General features: G+C 65.9%; 21 protein-coding genes and 2 pseudogenes. 11 read left to right on the top strand and 12 right to left on the bottom strand.

The window, feature by feature from the left end; genetic code table 11:
- Nucleotides 1–65: 65 nt before the first annotated feature.
- The 4 genes from J2S44_RS14400 to J2S44_RS14385 form a co-directional block, all read right to left on the bottom strand.
- Nucleotides 66–1,700, bottom strand: a complete 1,635-nt coding sequence (locus J2S44_RS14400; protein WP_310413332.1) for a DUF2637 domain-containing protein — start codon at nt 1,698–1,700, stop codon at nt 66–68.
- Entirely contained in the window at nt 1,693–2,802 is a 1,110-nt protein-coding gene (locus J2S44_RS14395; protein WP_310413329.1) for a DNA-processing protein DprA, read from the bottom strand. Before J2S44_RS14395 ends, J2S44_RS14400 begins: the two co-directional genes overlap by 8 nt.
- Before the next feature lie 366 nt (nt 2,803–3,168).
- Nucleotides 3,169–4,410: a tyrosine-type recombinase/integrase gene (locus J2S44_RS14390; RefSeq protein ID WP_310413327.1), complete on the bottom strand. Its 1,242-nt coding sequence runs from the start codon at nt 4,408–4,410 to the stop codon at nt 3,169–3,171.
- Nucleotides 4,411–4,682: 272 nt separating this feature from the next.
- The gene (locus J2S44_RS14385) at nt 4,683–5,282 is read right to left on the bottom strand and encodes a helix-turn-helix domain-containing protein (protein WP_310413325.1); all 600 of its coding nucleotides are present in this window, start codon (nt 5,280–5,282) and stop codon (nt 4,683–4,685) included.
- Between the two features lie 110 nt (nt 5,283–5,392).
- Between J2S44_RS14385 and J2S44_RS14380 the strand changes: the two genes are divergently transcribed.
- From J2S44_RS14380 to J2S44_RS14370, 3 genes are all read left to right on the top strand, one after another.
- Nucleotides 5,393–5,581 carry a helix-turn-helix transcriptional regulator gene (locus J2S44_RS14380; protein WP_307240458.1) on the top strand — a complete coding sequence of 63 codons (189 nt, stop codon included), beginning with the start codon at nt 5,393–5,395 and terminating at the stop codon, nt 5,579–5,581.
- Entirely contained in the window at nt 5,578–6,321 is a 744-nt protein-coding gene (locus J2S44_RS14375) for a DUF3800 domain-containing protein (protein WP_310413322.1), read from the top strand. The genes J2S44_RS14380 and J2S44_RS14375 overlap by 4 nt, the downstream gene beginning before the upstream one ends.
- A gap of 286 nt (nt 6,322–6,607) precedes the next feature.
- Nucleotides 6,608–6,835, top strand: coding sequence for a hypothetical protein (locus J2S44_RS14370; protein WP_310413320.1), 228 nt, complete (start codon nt 6,608–6,610; stop codon nt 6,833–6,835).
- A gap of 230 nt (nt 6,836–7,065) precedes the next feature.
- Here the strand turns inward: J2S44_RS14370 and J2S44_RS14365 are convergent, their stop codons facing one another.
- From J2S44_RS14365 to J2S44_RS14355, 3 genes are all read right to left on the bottom strand, one after another.
- Nucleotides 7,066–7,818 (bottom strand): hypothetical protein, encoded by a 753-nt coding sequence (locus J2S44_RS14365; RefSeq protein ID WP_310413317.1) that lies wholly within the window; start codon nt 7,816–7,818, stop codon nt 7,066–7,068.
- A gap of 80 nt (nt 7,819–7,898) precedes the next feature.
- On the bottom strand, nt 7,899–10,316 hold the full coding sequence (locus tag J2S44_RS14360; RefSeq protein ID WP_310413314.1) for a TIR domain-containing protein: 2,418 nt from the start codon (nt 10,314–10,316) through the stop codon (nt 7,899–7,901).
- Between the two features lie 137 nt (nt 10,317–10,453).
- Entirely contained in the window at nt 10,454–10,711 is a 258-nt protein-coding gene (locus J2S44_RS14355) for a hypothetical protein (protein WP_310413311.1), read from the bottom strand.
- Nucleotides 10,712–10,720: 9 nt separating this feature from the next.
- On the opposite strand from J2S44_RS14355, the gene J2S44_RS14350 reads away from it, so the two are divergent.
- Nucleotides 10,721–11,584, top strand: coding sequence for a hypothetical protein (locus tag J2S44_RS14350; RefSeq protein WP_310413309.1), 864 nt, complete (start codon nt 10,721–10,723; stop codon nt 11,582–11,584).
- Here the strand turns inward: J2S44_RS14350 and J2S44_RS14345 are convergent.
- The gene (locus J2S44_RS14345; RefSeq protein ID WP_310413307.1) at nt 11,553–12,152 is read right to left on the bottom strand and encodes a response regulator transcription factor; all 600 of its coding nucleotides are present in this window, start codon (nt 12,150–12,152) and stop codon (nt 11,553–11,555) included. The genes J2S44_RS14350 and J2S44_RS14345 overlap by 32 nt on opposite strands.
- A gap of 207 nt (nt 12,153–12,359) precedes the next feature.
- Here J2S44_RS14345 and J2S44_RS14340 point away from each other — a divergent pair, with 207 nt between their 5' ends.
- Nucleotides 12,360–15,398, top strand: a complete 3,039-nt coding sequence (locus J2S44_RS14340) for a TIR domain-containing protein (RefSeq protein ID WP_310413304.1) — start codon at nt 12,360–12,362, stop codon at nt 15,396–15,398.
- Here J2S44_RS14340 and J2S44_RS14335 read toward each other — a convergent pair.
- Entirely contained in the window at nt 15,395–15,565 is a 171-nt protein-coding gene (locus tag J2S44_RS14335; RefSeq protein WP_310413301.1) for a hypothetical protein, read from the bottom strand. The two genes, J2S44_RS14340 and J2S44_RS14335, sit on opposite strands and share 4 nt — an antisense overlap.
- A gap of 989 nt (nt 15,566–16,554) precedes the next feature.
- Between J2S44_RS14335 and J2S44_RS14330 the strand changes: the two genes are divergently transcribed.
- Entirely contained in the window at nt 16,555–16,989 is a 435-nt protein-coding gene (locus tag J2S44_RS14330; protein WP_310413298.1) for a transposase, read from the top strand.
- Nucleotides 16,990–17,293: 304 nt separating this feature from the next.
- On the opposite strand, the gene J2S44_RS14325 is transcribed toward J2S44_RS14330, so the two are convergent.
- Entirely contained in the window at nt 17,294–17,479 is a 186-nt protein-coding gene (locus tag J2S44_RS14325; protein WP_310413295.1) for a hypothetical protein, read from the bottom strand.
- 6 nt (nt 17,480–17,485) lie between these two features.
- Between J2S44_RS14325 and J2S44_RS14320 the strand changes: the two genes are divergently transcribed.
- Nucleotides 17,486–18,205, top strand: a complete 720-nt coding sequence (locus J2S44_RS14320) for a hypothetical protein (RefSeq protein WP_310413291.1) — start codon at nt 17,486–17,488, stop codon at nt 18,203–18,205.
- A gap of 103 nt (nt 18,206–18,308) precedes the next feature.
- Here the strand turns inward: J2S44_RS14320 and J2S44_RS43120 are convergent.
- Nucleotides 18,309–18,788, bottom strand: a pseudogene (locus J2S44_RS43120) (transposase); the annotation flags it as partial.
- 289 nt (nt 18,789–19,077) lie between these two features.
- On the opposite strand from J2S44_RS43120, the gene J2S44_RS14310 reads away from it, so the two are divergent.
- Together J2S44_RS14310 and J2S44_RS14305 are read left to right on the top strand one after the other, a co-directional pair.
- Nucleotides 19,078–19,698 (top strand): ISAs1 family transposase, encoded by a 621-nt coding sequence (locus J2S44_RS14310; RefSeq protein WP_310429663.1) that lies wholly within the window; start codon nt 19,078–19,080, stop codon nt 19,696–19,698.
- Nucleotides 19,602–20,093: an ISAs1 family transposase gene (locus J2S44_RS14305; RefSeq protein WP_310413288.1), complete on the top strand. Its 492-nt coding sequence runs from the start codon at nt 19,602–19,604 to the stop codon at nt 20,091–20,093. The genes J2S44_RS14310 and J2S44_RS14305 overlap by 97 nt, the downstream gene beginning before the upstream one ends.
- Before the next feature lie 43 nt (nt 20,094–20,136).
- Here J2S44_RS14305 and J2S44_RS14300 read toward each other — a convergent pair.
- Nucleotides 20,137–20,454: pseudogene (locus tag J2S44_RS14300) on the bottom strand (transposase); the annotation flags it as partial.
- A gap of 365 nt (nt 20,455–20,819) precedes the next feature.
- Here J2S44_RS14300 and J2S44_RS14295 point away from each other — a divergent pair.
- Nucleotides 20,820–21,269, top strand: coding sequence for a hypothetical protein (locus J2S44_RS14295; RefSeq protein ID WP_310413285.1), 450 nt, complete (start codon nt 20,820–20,822; stop codon nt 21,267–21,269).
- Complete coding sequence (locus J2S44_RS14290; protein WP_310413284.1) at nt 21,248–23,956, top strand: TIR domain-containing protein; 2,709 nt, start codon at nt 21,248–21,250, stop codon at nt 23,954–23,956. The genes J2S44_RS14295 and J2S44_RS14290 overlap by 22 nt, the downstream gene beginning before the upstream one ends.
- Nucleotides 23,957–23,981: the final 25 nt, after the last annotated feature.

Genomic DNA, 23,981 nt, shown 5'->3' with positions numbered 1-23,981 from the left:
GACGGGCCTGTGGTGGATATCAGCAGTTCAGGACGTGGCCGAGGTGATGCGGATGGCGTAGGTGATCATCCCGGTGATGCGTCCGTGTCGGCGGCGGGCATCGATTTCGATGTCAGGACGAGGAGAAGCGCGGAGGCGCGGTCGGTGGAGACTGGCACACCCGCCGCGCGCAGCTGTGCGATCAGCGCGCTCCGCGACAGCGCGAGGCCTTGAGCGGCGAACCGGGACCGGATCTGGCGCCCGGCCGGTAGCAGGTCGGACACATCAGGACGAGCGCGCAGGCGGCCCGCCTTGTCCGGCTTGGACCTGACCGCCGTGCCCGGTACGGTCCCGCCCGATCCTGGACCTCTCGTACTCGTCTTCCGCGACTGCGGCTGACGGACCGTGCCGTTGCTGGAGGCGACCGGATCTCGGACCTGTACCGGTGCGGTGTGCGGACCGGACTTCGGTCCGCCTCGCGCACGTGCCGGCACGCTTGACGCCGTTTCGGCGTGTCTGGTTCGGACCTGCTGGACACGGGCTCGCCGCAGCCGCGCGGTACGTCGACGTTGTATCCGCGTCCGGCGCGAAGGGCTGCCGCGCCGGACGGATCCGTGTCGCGGCGGCCGGGCGACGCTCTCTGCGATCGAGGGTAGCCGGACGCCGGAGCGACGGGGTGGTGAGGTCCGTGATGCCGGGCCGCCGGTCAAAGCGGGCACCGTGGAGGTGGTGCCGTGGGCGGCCAGCGCGGTCAGCGCGGCCAGGACCGCACCGGACTCGCCGCGCCGCAGCGCGCGCCGGACCGCGCGTCGGGCCAGGCGCCGGACCTGCTCGGCCTCGCGCCTGATATGCCGGGCCTGGTCCTCGGCGGCGACCTGGGCCAGCAGGGCGGCGGAGCGTGGGCTGACTCGGCTGCGGATGTCCAGCGACCAGGCCGCGGCGGTGGAGGGGAAGTATCGACACCACCGGCGCCACCCGAACGACGCGGGCGGGTCGGGCAGCAGGCCGCGGCGGCGCAGCTCGGCGCGGTGTGCGGCACCGGAGCGGACCTCCCACACCACGATCCCGGCCGCGGACAATGTCGCGAGCAGGACCGCGCCGGTGCGATCGAGATCGGCGTGGCCGGCGTAGTTGACCGCCGAGGCGAACGCGGCGCACAGCCAGGTCAGCGCGCGAGGCAGCCGGGCGGCCTCACCCTGAAGCCGCAGCTGCTGCGCGGTCAACGCCATCACCAACGCCAACCCTTCGACCGCGGCGGCGATCACGACACCGACCAACAGCGGCCAGCCCCGGCCAGTTGCCGCGCTGAACTGGCCGTACACGGCGCCGCCGACCGCGAGCAGATACATCACGGCCGCGTACACCGCCACCCCGCGTTCACGCACCAGCCGCAGCAGGCCCGCCGCGCGGGTGACGAGCGCGGCGCGCTGCACGCGCCGCGCTGCTGCGGCATCGGCCCGCCGCTGCTGGCGGGCGGCCGTGGCTTCGGCGGCTTCCTGTCGGCGGGCCGCCCGCTGGTCGGCGGCCAACTGCGCACGGCGCGCGGCGATCCGCAGACGGCGGTCCGCGTCCGCGTCCGCGAGGGCGATCCGCGCCTGCGTGACCGCCCTCGTCTGTTCCACCCCGGCGAGCACCCGCGCCGCTCGCGGGTCCTGCACCAGGACCGGCGGCACACCATCGGCCGGTGGCCGCGTCACATCGTTTCGGACGGTTTCAGTCACTGGAGGCCACCTGCACGGCCTCGTAGATACCGGCCGGGTCGACGATGCCGGCATCGAGCGTGGCACCTGCCGCTCCGGGGTGGGCCGCGAAGACCACTTCGTAGGCGAGGTCTGCGGCTTCGCGGTGCGAGGTCGCCTCGACCGCGAAGTCCGGCACCCGCCGGGTACGCCAGTGGCCGTCATCCCAGGAGGCAGCGCCATACACGCGAAATACCTGCGTCGCCTCAACCGCCGTGCCGGGGCCGGCGAGCGCGCGGAGGATGTCCTGTGCGCCGGTGACCGTCATGGCGCCGGAGGCCAGCAGCCGGTGGCAGCCGGCGGAGACCTTCGAGGACACCGGGCCCGGCACCGCACCGACCAGCCGACCCGACTCTGACGCTGCGGTCGCGACATCCAGCGTCCGACTATCGGCGGCGGCCTCGACGATCACCGTTGCGGCGGTGAACGTTCCCAGAAGACGATCCCGCACGCTCCAGCGGGACCACGTCGCCGGCAAGCCGGGCGGGAACGCGCTAACTACTGCGCCACGACGCGCGGTGTGCTCGACGAGTTCGCGCGGGCCATGGAAGGACTCCGCGTCGAGACCGGAGGCGGCAACGGCCACCGGCTGCTGCGGCGCGTGCGCGAGCGCAGCACGCCACGCGTAGTAGTCGATACCGGCGGCAGGGGCAGCACCGCAGACCACGGTGACCTGCGAGGCCGCGAGATCGAAGGCCAGATCGGTCGCTACCTGCTGCCCGTACTCGGTGCACTCCCGGACACCGGCGACCGTCACCGCGCGCCGTAACAGCCTGGCTACATCACGATCACCACGCACCCACAGGCACGGCAGCTCATCCGCGCCGGTGCCGGACGGCCAGCCCGGATCACCGCGCATCAACATCACGATCCCGGCCCGGTCCGCAGCGCGCCGCAACTGCCGACCGGGCTCCCGCAGGTCCGGCGGACTCTGCGGGCTGACCTCCGGCGCTGACGGATAGACCCAGCCACCGATCGTCAGGCCATGTGCCTCTGCGGTGCCGGTCAGATCGGCGGGAAGCGGGCCGCCGACGTACCGCGACAGAGCCGCGGCCACGTCGCGTATGTTTTCTTCGGCTTGCACGTGCGTACCTCCGAGCCATAAGGCAGGACCCGCGCCGAGGCGCTGGAGGCGCTGGCGGGGGAGTGGACGGCACGCATCGGCCTGGCCGGCATCGACCAGGGGTCAAGCCGGGCGCGGCCCGCGCGGGCGGCAACGGTCGCGGAGTGGATGCGGCGGGCGCGGTGAGTCTGACGCGGCCGGCGCCGTGCGGGCGGGCGTCCCGGTCGGCTTGACGCCGGGCGTGACCGGACAGGATCGTGCCTCGTCCACTCACCCGCGCACGCAAGCCGGAAAGACGCTGCATCCGATCGCGTGGGTGAACGTGACGGGGCCGTTCGGTGAGATCAACTGGTGGCGTCCAGAGGGAGACCATCAGCGGAAATGCGTCTATGCGGCGAGTGGATCTTGTGGATCAGTGCCCTCGTCGAGAGGGATATCTGCGACGCGCTCCGACGCTTCAGAGGGAAGTCCGGCGTTCTCAGGATCGGTCGGCGGCTGCATGGCGAGGTCGATGGCGGTCCGGCCGCGTTCGGGGGCGTCGGGCATCAGGTGGCCGTAGTACGCGTAGGTGATCTCGACGTTGGAGTGGCCGAGCCAGACGCTGACATCGGTGATCGGCACGCCGCGGCTGAGCAGGGAAGAGGCGAAGAAGTGGCGCAGCGCGTGGGTTTTGATGAATGAGACCCGTGCGTTCTTTAGGGCTGGCAGCCACAGCTGGTTGCGGAAGAAGTACTGGTAGATCAGGCCAGTCCGTGTGCTGTTGGGAAACAGTAGCTGATCGGGGCCGTAGGTGCCGTACTCGCGCAGGTGCGCGCGCAGGATTTTCGCGACGATGGCGGGCAGTGGAACGTCTCGGCCGGGTGTGTCCTCGTCGCGGTGTTTGGTGTAGCGCTTCAGCCGGAGGCCGGCGTTCTTGCCGCTGTCGGTTTCGCCGTCCTCGGTGATTTGCCGGTCGACGTGCAGGATCTGCTTGCGGAAGTCGATCTGATCGCGGCACAGGCCCATGACCTCGCCGATGCGCATCCCGCATCCGGCCATGAGCCACACCATCGCCGCGTACCGCGGGTCGAACGCGGCGGCGAGCGCGTCGATCTCCGCCAGAGACGGCACGATGATTTTCCGTTTGGCGATGCGTCGCACGTTCGCCCGCCGGCCGGGCAGCTTGACGCCCTTGGCCGGATTCCGGCCGAGTTCCTGGTTGACGACGGCCCACTGCAACGCCGAGGACAGGTACCCGAATCGCGTCTGGATCGTCTGGGGCGCGTACCGCTTGGTGTCCTTCATCCACAGCACCCAGGCCTGCACATCGGTTTGCCGGAGCGCGCCGATCGTTTTCGCCTTGAAGTACGGGGCGATGGCCTGGTTGAGCATGCTGCGGTACTGCCGGACGCTGGAGTTCTCCAGCCCGCGGGTGGTCGCCCACCGGGCGAAGAGCCGGGTGATGGTCTCCCCGGCGTGCTCGGCCTCGATGTAGACGCCGGTGTCGAGGTCGCGTTCGGTCTTGGCCCGGAACTTCTCGGCGTCGACCTTCTTCTTGAAGGACCGCTGGCGCTGCTTCTGGTTCGCGTCGTACCAGTACACCGTGTAGCCGGGGCCGTCAGAGCGGGGATTGATCCATGCGCGAGCCATCTGGTGTTCCTTTGCTGTGCGATGTGCTCCCGGGCCGCCGAGACGGCGCCGGTTCTGTGCGAGGGCGTGCGGGATCGGCCCGGCTGCCGGCGCGGCAGCGGGCTGAGGGCACGAAGGGATGGCCCTGCGGCCGCGCCGCAGGGTTGATCTATGTCGGTATGGGGTCATATGGAGCCGCGTGAACGGCGTGATCAGGGCATGGTTGAGCCGCCCGTGTACCGCGTGGGTCTTACGGGCCGGTCAGCCGAGTCTTGTGGTGGTGGGGCTGGGGCTTACTCGAGCCGGTTGAGGTAGGTGTCGATGATCCCGAGCAGTTCGTCCGTCGACTTGCCGGACGAGACCGCCTCGCGGACGTCGCTGAGCACGCCGCGGACCTGCTGCCGGGTCTTGTGGTGGATCTCTTCGCTATCGGCGAAGAAACCGTCGAAGGCCGCCTGCGCCCGAGCCAGGAACTCATCCCGAAGCTCCTGCGGCACACCACGGCCGGCATCACCGAGGGCCTCGGCGGAGACCGCGCGATAGTGATCGGCGTCCGCGCCGTCCAGCGCCTCCTGCCCGCGCAGCCAGCGCAGGAACCGGCCCGAGTCCACCGAGACCCCCGGCGTGACCTCCACCACTGCACCCGGTCCGACCAGCAGCGCCTCCACCGGCACGTCCAGCACGTACGCGAGCCGGACCAACTCGTCGACCGTGACCGACTGGCGGCGCCCGGCCTCGATGTTCATCAGCACCGTCGCGGTCATCGCCGCATCGCCATAGCGCTCCGCCGCCGCCGTCGGGCTGAGCTTGCGCGCCTTGCGCACCTCACGGATCCGCCGACGGGCGACCTCGCCCGGTGTCTCCACCTGCACCTCGGCACGATCACTTGTCATGTTCGTAAGTTTTACTCGCCTCCTTGACAACTAGCAAGACCCGGAGCAGTCTCACTTTCCGAAAAGGTAGATCTAGTGGATCTACTTGCCGATTCGGTAAGTGAGGGCAGATGGCGGACGGAGCAAGAGGACTGTGGTCGCACGAGGAGGCAGCCGCCTACCTCGGGCTCAGCGAGCAGACCCTGTACTTCATCAACCACAAGGGCAAAGGCCCCAAGTCGTACAAAGTCGGCAAGTACCGCAGATACCGGAAGGCGGACATCGACGCCTGGCTCGAAACGGAGTGCGCGGCGAAATGAACCGGGCCCGGCAGCGAAAGACCCCCACCCCGCTCAGGCCGAACGCCGCCACCCGGCCGTCCTGCAACTTCACCCTCTTCTACATCGACGATTCCGGCAGCGAAGCCGCCGGCTGCACCACCTTTAGCTGGATCGAAATCAGCCCCGCCACCTGGACGGACGCCGCCGACCGGTGGAACTCTTACCGGACCGCGCTGCACGAGCGCTACGGCATCCCCACCGCAGACCGGCTCCACGCCACCGACCTGGCCACCGGCCGCGGCTACCGCACACGCGGCACAGCCGGAAAATCCGCCGACCACGGACGGCAGATTCTCCGGCACGGCATCGAGACGATCGCGTCCCTGCCGGGAGCCGCCGTCGGCAGCGTCTACCGCAGGACAACGGCACGCGGCCGTGCCTTCGAGCACACCAAACAAGACCTCTACCAGCGTCTCCTGGACACGCTCGACGCCCGACTCCTCGCCACCGACACCTACGGCAGCGTGATCATGGACGGCGACGGCAGCAACACCAGCTACGCCACCAGCCACCACCAGCGGAACACCACGACGAGCCGGCTGATCGAAGACCCGTTCTTCCGCCACGCCAGCACCAGCCAATGGGTCCAAGCCGCAGACCTCGTCGCCTGGACCGCCTACCGCTCACTACGCCACGGCACTCACCGCACCGAAATCGACTCCTGGTACGACAGCGTGCTCGCACCGCTTGACATCTACGGCGGGGCGGTCCGGCTATAGGCATCAACGCGCGACCGTTCGGATCACCCGGGAGCGTGGCCCTGACGTCATGCTCGCCCCTGCGGAGCGAGGGCCGCACTCCTTCGCCGCAGGTCGCAGTCACAGCCCCGCCCGCCTGAGTGCGAGGAACCGCCCTCTCGCTGAGGGCTTGTATCAGTCCAGAGGTGGCGGAGGCTTGACGGCGGCCCGGAGCGAAGGAAAGGTCGCCCTCGCCGCAGGGCGAGACAATCGGCAGGGCCAGATGGTCCTGGCCGCCGCGACCGGGGGATCCAGCTACGCTGGCACCATGGCGGGAATCCGGCCGAGCGAGACCAGCGAAGGGCACAGCTGGCTGTCCAACTTCGATGGTGACGATAAAGCCGCAGCGAGAAGACTGCTTGACGGCCTCAGGTTTCTGTCGGAAGACGAACTCCGGTCCGGCGATGATGGTGCCGTCGGCGAGGATGCCAGCCGCCGAGTGCGGGGTGGTGTGGCCGATCCCGCGGATCTGGTTGCGCAGGGGAAACAGGGGTGAGGTGGCGGTCGTCGAGCGCGGCCGTGTAGACGCTCAGCGAACGCCATGCGGGCGGCTCCCGCCGGTATTGTCTCGGTGTGCCGCGGGTTGAGTAGCTGGTCAAGTGCGGTGTGGGCGCCGGTCTGCTGCGGGTCGTCCTCGCGCCAGTGGATGGCGATCCAGGACGGGTGGGGCTGGTGGTCGCAGTGGTGGACCCAGCGTTCGGGGACTCGCTGTCGGCCGCGACACTTTCAGAGCTGTGCGGCGGTCCACTGAGGGTATCCGTACTGGTTTGCGGTCGCCGTCCAGAGTCGGCTGACCTCCTGCTTCTCCAAGGAGGCGAGCTGGCTCAACGCGAGCGCCCGCTCATAATGCGGGTTGGCCGTCGCCGTATCGATGTGGCAGGTACCGCCGAGGTCGGCCGCCCACTGCGCGAATTCGCGATCGACCGCGCCGGACAGGTTGAGCGCGTTGCGCATCCGGTTTTTCAGCAGCGAGCCCTGCGGCAGCGCCGACATGTCGTGGCGGGCCAACTGGGAGGCCAGGTATTCGCGGGCCGCGCCGGCCTCGGTCAGTGCGCGGCTGTGCGTCTCGAGGTCGCCCGCGCATCGTGCCGAGGAGTCGATGGGGTTGCGGATCGAGAGGCGCTGCCGGTTCATCTGCTGCAGAACGGCCGAGGTTGTCTGGGCTTGGGTTTTCGGGTCCGGCGCTGGCTTCGACGGTACGGGGTCGGAGGGGCTGCACGTGGGCTTGTCTGGCACGAGGGGAGCGAGGTAGGTCTGGCGTTCGGTCGAGGTCAGATCGCGGCCGACGGCTTGGCAGGCCGTCGTCACGAGCGACTGCGGGTCGAGACTCCAGATCTTGAGCGATCCGCTAAGCGGTTCTGTCGAGCCTTCGGTCGCGGTGATCAGCCGTCGCCCGTCCGGGGCCAGCGCGAGCCCGATCTTGGAGTAGTCGGCGCCCGGCAGCGTCGCCACAACCGTATTGTCGGCCAGGTCGAGCACCGTCAGCTCCCCGTTGGACCGCTGCTGGACCAGTTTGCCGCCGCCGATGCTGGGCGCCGTGCGGAACGTAGGGGTGGCGCTCAGGTAGTCCTTGCCCTGCTGGACACTGTGCTGCAGCTTGGTGCCGTCGGCATTCCAGATCTCCAGAAGGCCGCTCCGGCGTTGAATGATGAGGTAATCGCGGCCGGCATAGATCTCGGCGACCGCACCTTGGCCGGTCTCCGTGCGTCGGCCGGTGGCCAGGTCGATGCTCGTGGCCGCCTCGTCGAGGACGAAAGCCTTCGTGCCCCCGCACCGACGACGACATGGTAGTCGACGGCGCCTTGTCTGAAGAGAGTCCGGATTAGCTTGCCGTCATCGACGCTGCGCAGCTCGAGCTTTTGATCTTGATAGGTGACCGCCTGCTGCTCGTCCGCAGTTAAACCGACAACCCGATACGGTGCCAATCCCCTCGATCGGCCCAAGATGGGCGCCCCCAGAGCGGCGGCGGAGCGAATCTCCAGTGTTCCGTCCGGGGCCTGGAGATACCACTTGCTCCCGTCCGGGCTCGAACCGGCCAGCCGGTAGCCGCCGACGTCGTCCGGAGCCAGCCGGACCTCCGATCCGGCCGCGCTGAGCTCGCGTATCGAAATCACTCCTCTCGAACCCGCTACGAGAACTCGTTGCCCGTCCGGGCTGAGCATCACCTGCGGCGCTTCGCAGCTGTAGCACCCCTGGTCGACACTGACCGGCAGATCGACGCCGGCCCGGCCCGGCTGGTCGAAGTCCCACAGGACGACAGCTGTGCCGGTCGCGGAGAGCAGGTGTTCGCCGTCCCCGGCGAAAGCCAGCTCACTGATCGTGCGATTGCCGCCGTGAGCGGACGGGCTGGGCTGGTCCTGGCCCGGACCGACCGTGGGTGTGACGAAGATGCGTCCAGCCTGGGCCGTGGCCAGCGTTCGCCCGTCCGGACTGATTGCCATCGTTTCCGCCTCGCTGCCCGCCGTCGCGCCGAACAGGTCGCCTTCCTCCTCCCGGGCGGCCACGTCACCGGTGGTCGCGGTGATCTGGACCATTCCCGAGCCGCTGTGGTAGCCGAAGAAGTTTCCGTTGGCCGACGTGGCGAGACCCCTCGGGTGTGCCCCGGCGTTCACCACCTGCGGGGGTTCCTCACCGGAGAGGTCGGCGGTTCTGAGCCGCTGCCAGTTACCGCTGTCGTTGGACGCGATGAGTTCGCTGTCGGTGGGCATCGCGAGCAGTCCAGGCCACACGGTCGTCGTAGCCTTCCGGACCCGGCCAGTCGTCCGGTCGGACAGAACAACACCGGTAGCTCCGTCCTCGCCCAGATCAGGCCCGGCGGACAGGGCCACGAAGCGGCCGGACGGCGACACGGCTGCCGCAAGAATGCCCTCACCGGCCGGCTTGTCCAGCTTTGCGGGCGGAGATCCCTCAGCCCAGACGGTCGCACCGTCACCGCCAGCCGCGGCCACCACCGCACCGTCACCGCTGACGGCAACCGAGGCCACCGATCCGGACAACTTCCCGGCCGTACGACGGGCTCCGCTCGCGACGTCCCATGTGGCCACCTCGCCGTCGGCTGTGCCGATGACTGCCGTACGGCCGTCGGCCGAGCCCACCAGGGCCGTGACCGACGCGCCGAAGTGGGTGTAGCGGACCAGCGCCGGGCTGGCGTTGGCGGCCTGTAGCAACGCCATCTCGGTCTGGCGGTTGGGGTCGATCCGGTACGCCTGCACCGCGAGCAGCTGGGCCAGGTCGAGTTGCGTGGGCAGCAGAGCGTCGATGTTGGCCGCCAGCTGCTGCGACTTGGCCACCCGGGCCTGCCGCTCCGCCTCCAGCCGCTGCTGATTGGCGATCACCGCCGCCGACACCGCCGCCGCCGACAGCAACGTCAGCACAACGACGGTGCTCGCGATCAGCCGCCTGATCCTCTTACCCAGCCGCAGGTGGGCGCCGATCAAGGCGTCCTTGGGGCGGTTACGGATCGGGGCCGCGAACTCCGCGACCAGGTCACCGAGGGTGATCCTTGACGGTGCCGTCGGGGCGGCGGGTTGCTGCGGCACAAGCTGACGCAGATCAATCCATAATGGTTCCTCGCCGAACCGGCCGGCCAGGGCGCGCGGCAGCGCGGTGGTCATGGTCCAGTCGAAGTCGCGGCCCAACCATCGGATGTCCCCGTCGGTCAGCGCGAGCAACATCCGATCAGTGCGCCGATGGGTAAGCCACCACTGCACCTCCTGCGACACCCAGTGGGAGGCGGCCGACGCCGGAGAGGCCATCAGCACGAACCATTCGGCCTTCTCCAGCCCGGCCTGGATCGTCGACCAGGCGTTCGGCGTCATCGACAAACTGGTCTCGTCCCGGAAGACCCGCAGCGCCCGCGGCTTGTACCAGGGACGCGCGAACTTCTCGAGCTCTGTCTGTAACGCCTGAGCCAGTAGCTTGTCCGCTTGATGGCTGTACGAGATGAACGCGTCGTAATGATCGACCGATGCCCGCATGGCCTAAGTCAACACGAGCAAGCTCAGCGTGACACTTCGAGAACCAGTTGTAACTTGCGTCTCTTCGATGCGCCCTGGCGACCGAACGGGCAGGCGTCACGTGCAACAGTTCGATACCGGCGAATCGTCCACCCGGGTCAGGATTTGACGCCGGCCAGCTTGGCCAGCATTTCCACATAGATCGCCAACTCGCCCTGCACCCGCTGCAGGTCGGCGTCGAACTCGGCCCGCCGGGGCCAGCCCGACTCGTCCGACGGGGCGTTGCTCTGGGCCTCGAAGGCGCGCAGGTCGGTGTGCCAGCGAACCATGAACGGGCGGAGGCCCTCGTTGAGGATCCGGATGGCCAGCGGGCCGAGCGCGTCGGGACCGTCGGCTACCTCGGGCCCGACGTCCACCTGGCCACCGTGGCCCACGACCTCGCGCTATATCTCCTGGTCGGTGGCTACCGGCTCCTCTACGGCGGATCGCTGGAGCATGGCGCTGTCCGAAAGGACGGCAGCGCACCCGGCGACGACATGAACTACGTCCGCCGCCTCATGGATCTGGTGGAGCGGCACACACCCATGTCCGAGCAGGTCGACCGGCCGATCCGGCCGATCGTCAACCACGTACCTCTGCCGTGGCATGTCAGGATGTCCGAAGCAGACCGCAACTTCTATCGGCGCGACCGGGCCAATCTAATCGAGGGAAGACGGCCGGAGGACCCCCGCGTCCCCCAGCGGGAACTGGACCTGGCCGCAGCTGACGGATACCGGGAGACGGAACCACTCGGTCGCTACCCCAGCTCCCTCGGTCTGACCCGGATGCGCACGGACACCACGGACGATGCGACCGCCCGGGTGGCACTCGGCGGCAAGCTCACCGGGTATCTCGGTGTGCTGCCGGGTGTCGCCGAGGAGGTGCTGCTGACCTTGGAGAAGGGCCGACCGGTTTACCTGCTCGGCGCCTTCGGTGGGGCCACTCGGGCAGTTGTCGACGTCCTGCGCGGCGACGACCGGCCCGAACTCACCGAAGACTGGTGTGCCCACCACGTCAAGGGCTGGTCCGGTCTGTTCGACGAGTACCGGAAACGCGAACATCCGCTCGTCAGCCCCGAGGAGGCGGCCGACGAATTGCGCCGCCGCGGAGCCGGTGGTCTGGCCGCCGCCCTGAACAACGGCCTGACCGACGACCAGAACGACGAACTGGCCACCACCACCGACCCGTGGCGGGCCGTCGAACTGATCCTCACCGGCCTCAGAGCCAGCCACGATCACGAGCCGCGATGATGGCCTTGGTCCGGTTGTCCACGCCCAGTTTCGCGTACGTCTGGTTGAGCAGCCGGAACATCATCCGTTCGGAATAGCCGGCTCGATCAGCGAGGCGCGACACGCTGATCCCTTCGGTCAGTCGGCGCAGCCAGTCGATTTCGCGGTCGGACAGCGGACCGCTGACTGTACGGGGCTGGTTCGCGACCAGAGTGCGCATCAGATCGACCGGCAGCAGGCTGAGTCCGTCCACGGCGGCCCGGAAGGCGAATCGCACCGAGGACGGCGATGCAGCACGGGGCAGCACGCCGATCGCACCGGCAGCCAGGGCGCGTAAAGACGTCTCCGGCCCGGGGGTTTCCACTAACGCTACCACCGAGACATCCGGCCGCAGGCGGTGGATCTCGGCCAGCAATGTCCATTCGCGGGCGCTCAGCAGGCTGAGCAGGATCGCGGACGGTGCGTCGCCGGCGGCCCAGGCGATCAGATCTTCGGGTGTCTCCGGCTCGACGCCTTCCGAACTGAGGATGGCCGTCAGGCCCTCCACGAAGACCGGCAGCGGATCGACGACCGCTACCCGGATCGGCATGCGACGCGGACCTCTTCCCACGGGTGCCCCATCCTCAGATGGTCAGGCTCGGACTGGATTGGAGCCTCACGATGGCCGAGAGTCGGCACGGTCGCGCCAGGATACGGACCAGCATGTCAGCTTGCTGCCGCGACCTGGACACAGGTCTGCCCATCGAGCAAGAATGACCACGGTGGTGCGAGAGTCACTAATGGTGGAGGCCGTGCTGTGCCGCAAGCGGACGCCCTTCTGGCCTTCATCTCGTACTCCCGCACCGACGGTCCCGACTTCGTCTACCGGCTGCGGACGCGGCTCCGGTCCCTCGCTCCACATCTGACACCGTGGTCGGATTTCGATCGTCTCCCTGGCACGACATTCCCGACGGCAATCTCTCGTGCCCTGCGCGGTTCGGCCGTGCTGCTGTTCGTGATGACCCCGGAAAGCGTCCGCGACAAGAACCCGAACTGGTGCCAGAAGGAGGCGCTCCGGGCCTACCGGTGGGGCATCCCCATACTTCCGTTGCAGGTCGTGCCGCGGATCGAGCTGCCCTTCGACCTGGAAGGCGAGCCGCCTCTCCCGTTCACCGAGGAATCGGACGACGAATGGGAACAATTACGCGAACGGCTCCTGCGGATCGGCTCGCCAGAATTTGTTGCCCAGCAGCGTGCCGATCGACTGCATGAGACATTGGCGGCTGCCCGGATGGCGACCGGCCCTACTCGCGAACGACTCATCGACCTCGCCGACTGGCATCGCATCCGGCAGGAAGAGGAGCAGAAGCGCGCGAGGCCGGCCCGGGAGGATGACGACGATCGGAGCGACGAAGCGTTTCGCCACGTCGAGCAGCGCGGACAGCCTGCGCCTCGATCCGTGCATGAGGGGTTCATCAGCGTCAACGAGATGCCTATCCGCGCTCCGGTCACCTTCTTCGATCGCGATGATCAGCAAAGGGCGCTCACCACATACCTGAAGGGGGACGTTGTCCGGGTCATCACGGTGGTCGGCGGTGACGGGGACGGCAAGACGGGACTGCTCGCCGCACTGCGTCGTGTCCTTCGAGGCCGGGGTGCGGAGCCGGCCGCGGACGCGTTCCTCTATCTCTGGGCCCGCGGGTACCGGCGGGTGACACCGGATGTCGTCCTGGCCGATCTCTGTGGAGCACTCCCCGACGAGGATGCCGGCGATCGTTTGCGGCACGGGCTCGCGGCGACCGAACCCTGGCACAGCAAACTCGACAGGGTTGTTGCCGCGCTGAACAACCTTGTCGTTCACGTCGTGATCGACGACGCGCATGTTCTCCTCGACAAGGATGGTGAGTTCATCGACCGGGACCTGGGTGCATTCCTGGTCGCGCTTGTCGAGCGCACAGATCACCGGCTTCGCCTGATCGTCGCGGCCGCCCGGAAGCCGGTCGAGTTGCATCAGAGACTGGGTGAACGGGCCAAGGTCATACCGCTTTCCGGCGGCGTGCCCATGCCGGAAGCCGGTTGGCTGTTGCAGAGCCTCGACGACGGCACGCTGGGGCTCGCCCATGCCGGTGAACGCGAACTGGCGTGGCTGCACCGAATCACCAAGGGATTTCCCCGGCTGCTGGAGCTCGTGGCCGGGGTCCGGCAGGTTGATCCCGACCGCGGCCTGTTGGAACTCATCACCGACCTGGACGAGCCGGATGATGTGCGGGCAGCTCTTCTGGCCGCGATCATGGTCAAGCTGGATCGCACCGAACGTCTGGTCGTCCAGGCGCTGGCCGCGTTAGGCCGACCGGCTGGCCCCGAGGCGATCAGTTACCTGCTGCACGACTTTGCGCCTCATCTGATTACGTCGGCTCTGCTGAACAGGTTGTGCGAGCGGTATGTCATCCACCGTGATGGCGGGCGGTATTACCTGCCGGTGCTCGACGCCGAGATCATCCGTGGTACTGTCCCGCCGACTGCCGACCGCCCGGAGGGGCGTGATCCCTTCACACTTCGCATCCTGCGTTTGCGCGGCGCCCGATACCTGCACCTGCAGTGGACCAGACCGCACGTCATGGAAGACCTGTGGCCGCAGTTCAGCGAGATCGAGTTGCGCATCGCCGCAGACGATTGGCAGCACGCCTTCGAGCTGATCAACCGGGTCGACGAAGAGCCACTCCGGCGGTGGGGGCGGAGCGCGACACTGAACCGGTGGCGGCTCGACCTCCATGACAAACTCGATGCCGAGGCGCAACGTCCCAACCTGTCATATCTGGCGGCGGCACTCGATCAGCAGGACAACGTGGCCGAGGCCGAGGAGCAACTCCGGGCATTGCTCGGGTTGCTGGCGGAGACCACGGACGTCGACAACCGCGCGCGCACTCGCAATCAATTGGGCGGTGTCCTGTTCCGTCATGGGCGCCTGGCGGCGGCGCGGGACTTGTATGCCGTGGCGATGCGGGACAGCACACGCCATGGCCTGCGCCCCGAGCTGGCCGAGGCGCAAATGGGCCTCGCTCTGCACCAGGCCCGGACCGGTCACCACGACGAGGCGCTGCACTATCTCGATGAAGCCGACGAGGTCCTGACCTCTCATCCCGAGCCCGCACTCCGGGCTCGGCTGCAGCTGAACCGGAGCTGGGTGCTCGGTCAACTGGGTCAGTCGGTATCCGCGATCCGCCTCGCCCGGTCGGCCGGGGAGTTGGCCAGCGAGGCGGATGACCAACTGCTGCGCGGTGCCTGCCTGAACGGCGAGGCCACTCACCGGCTCTATTGGGAAGGATCGGAGCCTGCCCTCCGGCTCGCGCTGGATGCCGTGGGCATCGGAACCACCGCGAACAACACGCCTCTGTTGACGGAGGCGTACGTCACCGTGGCCCTGGCCCACCTCTTCGCCGGAAACGAGGAACTCGCCATCGAGGCGGCCACGGCGGCCACCGGGCTGCGCCGGACCCTCGCACGGCTGAACGCCTTCGCGGTTCTCGGCTTGGCCGCCTTTGCCGCTGGACAGGTCGACAAGGCGACCAGCTCGTTCAGTCAAGCACTGGCCGATTGCGACTCTCGTTTCCACCAGGACGAACGGGATTACTCCATGCTGGACTCGTACGGGTTGATGCTCAGTGGCCTGGCGTTGACAACCCGGGATCGTGACCGGGGCCGAGCCGCGATCGACACCTACCGACACGCCCGGGGCATCACCCGTGCCATCGGCGCTATGGATCGCAATCAGCGACTTCTGCGCTGCTTCGTCCGTCGCGGTGACGCCGTGCTGCTGGAACAGATCCGAGCGGCCGCGAACGCCGAGACCGGTTAGGCAGCCACCAGAAACAGGACCGCCACCGGAACACCGTCGATCTCATCTACTTCGACCGCGTCGTCCCAGCGAATCAACGCTATTGCCGACCCCGGTCCAGCGAATCCGACCACGGTGCCGGGCACCGGCTTGTTCGAAAAGTCTGGGTTGATCAGGTTCAGTCCCACCCGATCACCAAGCATTAGGTGCCGGCCCGGTCCGGTCAGGTAACACCGCTGCGCCCAATCCGTGGGTGCCCCGTAGCGGCCACTGCCTGGCGAGTTGTTCCCGTCTACCATGCGCGCTCCCCAAGAACGGCGCTTCGTTGTCGAGCCGCGACCAGGCTATGAGGCCGATCGGTCGGTCACCATGGCCGGCTACCGGCAGAGGTCCGACACATCCGGCTGCAGTCTCTGCCGTCCTGCCTTCCCCGGTTGCGCCGTTCACCGCGTGCCGGATGACAACGGTTACGGACCCGGCGAGAGCGGGCGGCGGGCGTCGTGGGTCCTCGCCGAAAGACCGCGAACCTCGCCCGCGCCCCGGACACACCGAGATCGACCCCGCCGTCCGCGACGCCCTGATCCGCGAGTCCCGCCAAGCGGTCATCGTCGGCCGCAAAGATGTGCACCCACCCCGGCCTACCGGCCAACCCTGCCTACCAGCACATCCTCACCGTGCTGACCGAAACCGAGACCCCACTACGGTGGAAAGACCTCTGCCATGCCCTGGACACCGGCACCGAACCCGCCCGCATCGAGGGCATGCGCACCAAACTCAAACGCCTGGTCCACCGGACTTGTCACCGAGACCACGCCCGGCCTGTTCGCCATCTCGCGCCCGCGAACCGACACCTGACCGCACCACCAGCAACCTCAGCAACACGCCAATGACGAACCGGGCGAAGACTTACATTCCGCCCTCTCACTGGGTGTTTTAGTGGCTTCGCGTGGCGGTCGCAGATGTTTCAGACGATGCGATCCGCCTGGATTGCCCCCCAGTGATTCGCATAAGGATGCGTCCGGTCGGCGGCTTTTCTTCCCTCGATCGTGTCTGATTGGCTTCTGCCACGAAATCGGCGGACCCGATGTCCGCAGGACCGAAGTTCTCGCAGCGTACGCCAGTAGACATCACCGAGCGCCGCACCTATCCCTGCGAGCTGTCCGATGCCCGCTGGTAGTTGATCGCACCCCGGCTGACCGCCTGGCGCCAGGCCCGCACCGACGCCCGAGCCACGCTCGGGATCAAGGGCCGCAACGCCACCCACGACCTACGCGAGATCTTCAACGCCATCCTCTACGTCAATCGCACCGGGCATCCCGTGGCGCTACCCACCCCACGACTTCCCTGCAAACCGGCGGTCTACGGCTACTTCACCGCCTGGAGCAAGGAAGGCATCTTCACCGACCTCGACTACGACCTCACCGGTCTCGTCCGCGACCATCACGGACGCGCCGCCGAACTCACCGCATCCATCATGGACACCCAGAGCATCAAGACCTCCCCCAATGTCCCCGTCGACAGCCAGGGCATCGACGCCGGCAAAAACGGCTCATGCAACACCGCCGACTCGCCCGCGACTACGAAACCCTGCCTGACCACTCAGCCAGCATGATCACCCGAGCCATGATCGACGACCTCGCCAAGAAACTCACGCAGGACGCCACCCTCACCCTGGCGAAACCCACCCAAAAATAAACACACAAAGTACGTAAATCAGACGTCCTCCTATCTTGCAGCACCCGTGCCCCGCGCGCGCTGACTTCGGTCAACGCCATCTTGGCCCGGTGCCGTTCTGAAAGTGGCCGCTACCGCGGCCTTCGGGGTCGTGCCTGCCATTGCCGACGTGGTCGCGCGGGCTCCCGGGCCCGCTTGATCTACTTCGGCAGCAGTCCGCTCTCGCCCATCAACCCCACCACTCACTCCGGAGCCTGGTCAACCAGCATCGCGGTCAACGGTTCATCGGTAGCTGAGCTGTCCATCCCTTCGGTGGGGTGCTGCTCGACGATCGGTTCGGTCGTGATGATGAAGCACCTCCTCAAAATTGAGATCGCCGCTAGTTGCACGCACCGGCTATTCGCAACGGGCGGCTTCTCGTCTACCATCACGAGATGGTGGCCAGCATGCGTCGGAAATGGGTTTACACGCGGTGGTTCGCCTTGATCGTCGGCCTGGCGGCAGGTGCGATCGTGGGCCTCGCCGTTTTCTGGGGAAGTCAATTGACCGGGGCGGCGCTCTTTGCGCTATGCGGTACGGTCGCTGGTGGCATTGCCGCTTTGGTTATTTATGCATTCGCTAGAACGGTGCGGCTGACCGAACTGACAGTTTCGGTTCCCAACCTAACGGATCTAACGTTTGCGGTTACGCCCACCAACGAGGGAATTGCATGGCGGCTCTTTGTTGAGTCGGTCACGCGTGTTTCTACCCAACCACTCGAGCAAGGAACGGGGCTCATCAGGGAGTCTCTTAACTCTCTTTACGACCTTTTTTCAACGGTTCGTGATACACTTATAGCGGCCGGGCCAACTGCAGGCGTGGCGGGCACCCAGACTGTTGAACACCTTGCTATCGGCATGCTAAATCACCAAATGCGTCCGTTCATGGCGAAGTGGCATGGCGAACTCTCTGAGTGGGAGCAACAGCACCCGGAAGCGCATGAGTCCGAGTGGCCTAAGAATGCCGAGTGTCGAATTGAGCTCGAGCGCATGCGGCTAGGCCTCCTCAATTATGTACGCGGGTTGGGCCAGCTCGCCGGAGTTAGCAACGTAGACGTCCTACTTGGCGGCCACGACTCATGGAAGCCACTTGACCCTGATGGACACGTTCGGTAGCCGCATTGCCTGACCGACGAGCGCTTCTGACCTATCGTCGAGCAGGGCCCGCCCGATGGACTGGGTCTGTCCAGTTAACGGCTGATCTTGGTTGTTGAACGAGTCAGTGGGCGGCCGGCGTCAGCCGGCCTTCGAAGGCGATCTGAAAGGCGTTCAGCGGTGCCTTCCAGCGCATGGTCCACCGGCGGCGGCCGGCGCCGGTCGGGTCCAGGCTCATCAGCGCGAGGTAGACGCATTTCAGCGCGGCCTCATTCGGGAAGTGCCCGCGTGTCCGGACGGATTACGGACCCGGGCGTTGACGCTTTCGATCGCGTTGGTGCTGCAAATGACCTTGCGGATCTCCACGTCGAACGCGAGGAACGGCACAAACTCGGCCCAGGCGTCGGACCACAGCTTCACGATTGCCGGGTGCTTCTTGCCCCAGGTCTCGGCGAACTGCATGAACCGTTCGGTCGCGGCGTCCTCGGTCGCAGCCGTGTAGACGGACTTGAGCGCTCGGGCGATCTTGTCTCAGCCCTGCCGCGCCGCGGAATGAGTTGCGCAGCAGGTGCACCACATATGTCCGGACGATGGTGCGGGGCCAGGGCCCCGGCAAAGTCTTGACGGTGTCCCACTTGAGTGGATCAACGTAGAAGCGCCTTGGTTGGTGGCAGCAAGACGGGCATGACCGGTTCAGAAGATCATCAAGGTTCCTACGCCACGATGATCTGTCCGAAGTGAGTCATGCCCGCACTGCCATCATCGATGATCTCGTCTCTGTCTGGTGCACCGGCTCTGACCGTGCCGGAAACCGCTGCCGGGTTGCCCGCTGCTCTGGCCGCGATGCGTGATCCGCGGCACGGCGAGGTATCCGGCACCAGCTCAGCGTGGTGATGACCGCGGCGGTGTGCGCCGTGGTGGCCGGTTACCGTTCATACGCCGCGATCGCGGAATGGGTGGCCGATGTGCCGGAAGCGACGGCTCAGGCCCTGGGCATCGCCGCTGACCGGCGCCCGTCCGGAGCGATGATCCGACGACTGTTGCAGGCCCTGGACCCGGATCTGCTGACCATGGTGATCGGCGCGTGGCTGGCCAGCCGGACCTTGGCGGACATCCCGGCCGGTCGGCGGGCGATCGCGGTCGACGGCAAGACGCTGCGCGGCTCGCGCACCGCCGACACGGCTGCCGATCATGTGATGGCCGCCTGCGACCAGGCTGCCGGCGTGGTCCTGGCCAGCACCGACGTCGACGGCAAGCCCAATGAGATCACCCGGTTCGTGCCGCTGCTCGACCAGATCAGCGACCTGCGCGACACCGTGATCACCGCCGACGCGATGCACTGCCAGCGCGACCACGTCACCTACCTCGCCGAACGCGGCGCACACTGGATCCTGACCGTGAAAGGCAACCAGCCCCAGTGCACAAACAGCTCACCCGCCTGCCCTGGAAGGCGGTCCCCGACGCTGATCGTGACGACGACCGCGGGCACGGCCGCCGCGAGATCCGCACCCTGAAGATCCTGACCGTCTCCACCGGCATCGACTTCCCGCACGCCGCCCAGGCGCTGCAGATCCGCCGCCGCCGACGCCTCGACGAGCCGAAACGCTTCACCACCGAGACCGTCTACGCCATCACCGACCTTCACGTCCACCAGGCCAAACCAGCCCAGCTTGCCGCGTGGATCCGCGGACACTGGTCCATCGAGAACAAGATCCACTGGGTGCGAGACGTCACCTACGACGAAGACCGCTCCCAGATCCGCACCGGCACCGGACAACAAGTCATGGCCGCTCTACGCAACGCCGCTATCGGCGCCTTACGCCCCGCCGGCGTCACCAACATCGCCGCCGCCAACCGCCATCACGCCCGCGACAGCACCCGCCCGCTCGCCCTGCTCGGAATCACCTGACGACTTTGCCGAGGCCCTGGGTGCGGGGCTAGACCGCCTCGCCCGCCTGCGGCAATCCCTGCAACCCGTCACAGACGAGCATGAGCATGTCGGCCACGCCCCCGCTTTTGAGCTCGGTCAGTACGTGCAGCCAGTGTTTGGCTCCCTTGCCGCCGTCGCCGGCCCTCATGCCCAAGATGTCGCGGTGCCCGTCGACGGTAACCGCCAGGGTGAGGCAGATCGACCGGTTCGCGACTTGACCATCCCAGAGCTTGACGCTCACAGCGTCGACGAACACGACCGGGTAGATCGGGTCGAGGAGGCGGTTCTGCCACTCGGCCATCCCGTCGATGACCTTGTCAGCGATCGTGGAGATGGTCTGCTACCGCCCATCAGCCAGTGACATCGCTCCTACGCTTTGGATCAACCATGACCCGTCAACGCCCCAGCTACGAGTCCGGTTGTGATGGTCGTTCAACCTTCATGCCATCGAGTGATCACCATCTCTGGCAACTTTTCAACGATCTCCGACCGGACACGATGCATAGATCATCTCGATGAATTTCGAATAGCCCTCTGGACCTATTACTTCCTGAGGCGAGCCGAGTGCAGAGAGCTCCGCTCTAGAGCACTCGATCCATCACGATGCCCCCACGTCAGATTGACGACAGTACAAACAGGCTTGCCCAGTGCCACCTGCCGGGTATTAGCTGGCGGGAAGACAGGCCCCCAGAGGAGGACGGATCCTTGGCGAAGAAGCTGGCGATGGCATGGTTGCTGGCGGCCCTCCTTACGCTCGCAGCATGTTCGGGTGGTCCAGATCGCGCGGAGTACATCCGACGCGCCGAGCAGGTGTGTTTGAAATTCTCCGATCTTGCCGCTCAGATTCCTCGGCCGAGTGACGTCAACGACGCCGCAGCGCAGGCTGAGTACTTGCGCCGATCTGCCGAAGTCAACCAACAGCAGGTGGACGAATTGCGCGCTCTCGAACGGCCTGCAGACGATCAATCCACCCTGACCGAAATCTATGACGAAGTCGATCGAGTGATTGCGAGGGAGCTGGAGGCGGCCAACTTGCTTGACCAAGGGGACGAACGCTGGAGATCGAAGCTTCTGGAGATGACAACCGCCGCTCGGAATAGTAATGCGCGAATCGACGAATATGGAATGAAGCGGTGCGGGAGCGAGCAAGCCTAACTTCGCCTAAGAGATTTCTTTACGACGCTTTCATTTCTTATAGCGAGGAAGAGCGCGGTAGGAGATTTGCAGACCGGATCGAGCGGGCGCTCACGCGCATTGACCGAGAGGCGCCGCTAAAGATCTTTATTGACAGGTCTGATCTAGCTGCAGCGCGATCGCTACCAGAAGCTATAGAAACAGCCCTCCGTAATAGCCGCCATCTTATCCTCCTCCACTCTGCTAGGGCAGAGCGGTCTATTTGGGTGCGCGAGGAGGTGCGAATTTGGAAAGAAATCCAGAGTGCCGACCCTGCGCGGCATGCAAACCTCGTAATAACGGATCCGGGCTGGTTATGGGATAGAGATAGCAACAACTTGACCCGCGCTGCGGGTGGCTCATCATCTCTTATCGAAGGACTATTTGTCGACCAGCCTCTATTTGTCAAACTGGACAAGGTCAAAGTTCGAGACGCACGCCTTTCATCGCCATACTTTCGGGAAGGGATGGCGCGACTCGCGGTTGCGATCGGCAGTCGCCAGAATATCCGCGACTTGATGCAACGGGAGAAGCGGCGCCAAAGGCGTAAGCGGATATTTCGAATTCTTGTAACGGCAATTCTAATCCTGGCTCTCGCCATTGCAGCTGGCATAGTTGCCATGGATCGTATTGAGGCAGACCGAATCGCAGTGAACCAACTGATCAGTGAGGCGCAAGACGAGCCCGATCAAGTGGCCGCAGCAGCGATGGCGCTTGAAGCTTATGGCCGAAACCCCTCTTCGTCCGAAGCGGGCCTCAGGCTCTTACGGACTAGATCATCCCTAGTCGCCTCCTTGCCAAGCAGCAACAATGTAACTTCTTCCTTAGCTATCACGCGGGATGGCGACCGGCTCGCGACGGTCGGCTACGACGGCCTTCTGACGCTCTGGGACACTCGCAACCAACTCTTTCCTGCTCTGCTTGGCACACGGGAATTGGGCCGATATGCAATTTCTGCAGACTTCTCGCGGGATGGCAAACTACTCGCTGTGGGTCGGCTGGATGGGGTAGTGGCTCTAATAGGTAATCCCGGGCTCAAGGTGCTCTCCTCAAACCCTTACGGGCTGGGGGCCGTCAAGGCGGTCAGCTTCGATCCGCGCGTCGACAGGTTAATCGTCGCTGGAGAGAACGGCTTCGGAACCTGGGACGTCTCCGCACCGGAGCAACCTCGGCAGATTGGAAAGCTGGTCCCAAGCCTTGACACCATTCGTGACGCCGTTGTTGCACCAGACCGGCCGATGCTGGTAACTGCAACGGAAGCCGGTATTGCGTGGTGGAACCTCGAACGAGGAACTCTCCTCGATCAGCACAAATTCCCAGAACCGAATGCGCTCGCCTTCTCGGCCGACGGGAGTCAGCTCGCAGCTGGCAGCTTCAAAGGAGTTCTGGCTACCTTCGATGACAGAATGAATGCGACCGACCAATGGACGGCACTGTCCGGCAACATCCTAGATGTGGCGTTCCTGCCCGACGGTCGCCTGCTTGCCGCAGGGCAGGCGCCAGAAATGACTATTTGGCGGGATGCTAACACGTCAGTCCCGCTAAGACTTGCAGGCGGGATGAGCTTTGCTTACGCCGTTGCGGCTTTTCCGAAGGGTGACCGCATCGCAGTTGGCGGCGGTAACCAATCGCCAGTTCTACTCGTACGTAGCACCGATCCCCTTAGCGCTGCGCGGGGGCAGGAGACCAAGACGGAGTTTCGCCCAAGCGCTTTATCGGGGGGCAGGTCAGGTGAATTGTTCTGGGGAGACGTCGGCGGCGAGTTGCATCATCGCACTGTCAAGATTCCATCGCGAAACTCAGGCATCTCGGTTGGCTCACCGGTGACTGCCTTGGCCCATAGTACTGATGGAACTCGAATCGCTTACGGCACCCAATCAGGAGTAACGGCCATACTGGCGCCGGATGGATCCGTCGAACCTGTCGCCCGCGGTGGCCGGGCAATCCGCGGTTTAGCTTTTGTTGCCGGAGGCTTGGCCGTGCTCGATTCGGATGGGATCGTTCGAATCTATAAGGGCTCCGGAAAAATCCATGAGATCGACCCTGCCGACGACCGAATTCTGTCCATTGCGGCCGGGCCTGCAAACGGAACATTGCTGGTGGGTCGAGCGAAGGGCGACGTCGAATTGCTAATTTTGTATGAGGAGGGCAGACACCACAGAGCCTCAAGGATGCCCGGCCGGTCGGGCGTCTCCTCGCTCGCCGTCTCCCAAGAGGGTCTGATTGGCGTCGGCCGCGAAGACGGCAACGTTATGTTCACTAATTGGCAGGGTGACAAACTGGCACCTCCCAAACAAGTGCGTGCCGGTGTTGGTGCGGTGCGGTCACTGTCCTTTTCACCGTCGGGCGGGCATGCTCTTGCGACGACGGGCGCGGCGACAATTACGTTGATTAGCACGCGTGCTGGCGCCATGCATTCCGTGGGGGACGTGCCGGGGCCCGGCGCTGAGGTCACCATGGCAACTTTCATAGATGCCGGCGACATCTTCGCCGCAGCTAGCTACGATGGCAAGATCATGTTTGGCGATGTCGCCGAGCTTGTCGCGATAGATGCGCAGCTGATCCGTTCAGCTTGCGCCGCCGTTGCAGGCCAGATGGCGGTGCAGCAATGGTTCGTACATCAGGGCAACCCTTGGCGGGACAGCAACTCTTGTAAGGACGTGGACTGAGCTGCATCGGGTTTCCCGGACAGGT

The organism is Catenuloplanes niger (assembly GCF_031458255.1).
Taxonomy (GTDB): domain Bacteria; phylum Actinomycetota; class Actinomycetes; order Mycobacteriales; family Micromonosporaceae; genus Catenuloplanes; species Catenuloplanes niger.
Note: the sequence above shows the minus strand (reverse complement) of the source record. Positions and strands in the feature narration are given on the sequence as shown.

Excerpts from the sequence above, each read along its gene's own strand:
- J2S44_RS14390 (WP_310413327.1), bottom strand. The coding sequence starts at position 4,410 with ATGGCTCGCGCATGGATCAATCCCCGCTCTGACGGCCCCGGCTACACG.
- J2S44_RS14385 (WP_310413325.1), bottom strand. The coding sequence starts at position 5,282 with ATGACAAGTGATCGTGCCGAGGTGCAGGTGGAGACACCGGGCGAGGTC.
- J2S44_RS14380 (WP_307240458.1), top strand. The coding sequence starts at position 5,393 with ATGGCGGACGGAGCAAGAGGACTGTGGTCGCACGAGGAGGCAGCCGCC.
- J2S44_RS14375 (WP_310413322.1), top strand. The coding sequence starts at position 5,578 with ATGAACCGGGCCCGGCAGCGAAAGACCCCCACCCCGCTCAGGCCGAAC.
- J2S44_RS14370 (WP_310413320.1), top strand. The coding sequence starts at position 6,608 with ATGGCGGGAATCCGGCCGAGCGAGACCAGCGAAGGGCACAGCTGGCTG.
- J2S44_RS14360 (WP_310413314.1), bottom strand. The coding sequence starts at position 10,316 with ATGCGGGCATCGGTCGATCATTACGACGCGTTCATCTCGTACAGCCAT.
- J2S44_RS14345 (WP_310413307.1), bottom strand. The coding sequence starts at position 12,152 with ATGCCGATCCGGGTAGCGGTCGTCGATCCGCTGCCGGTCTTCGTGGAG.
- J2S44_RS14325 (WP_310413295.1), bottom strand. The coding sequence starts at position 17,479 with ATGGTAGACGAGAAGCCGCCCGTTGCGAATAGCCGGTGCGTGCAACTA.
- J2S44_RS14320 (WP_310413291.1), top strand. The coding sequence starts at position 17,486 with ATGGTGGCCAGCATGCGTCGGAAATGGGTTTACACGCGGTGGTTCGCC.
- J2S44_RS14310 (WP_310429663.1), top strand. The coding sequence starts at position 19,078 with ATGACCGCGGCGGTGTGCGCCGTGGTGGCCGGTTACCGTTCATACGCC.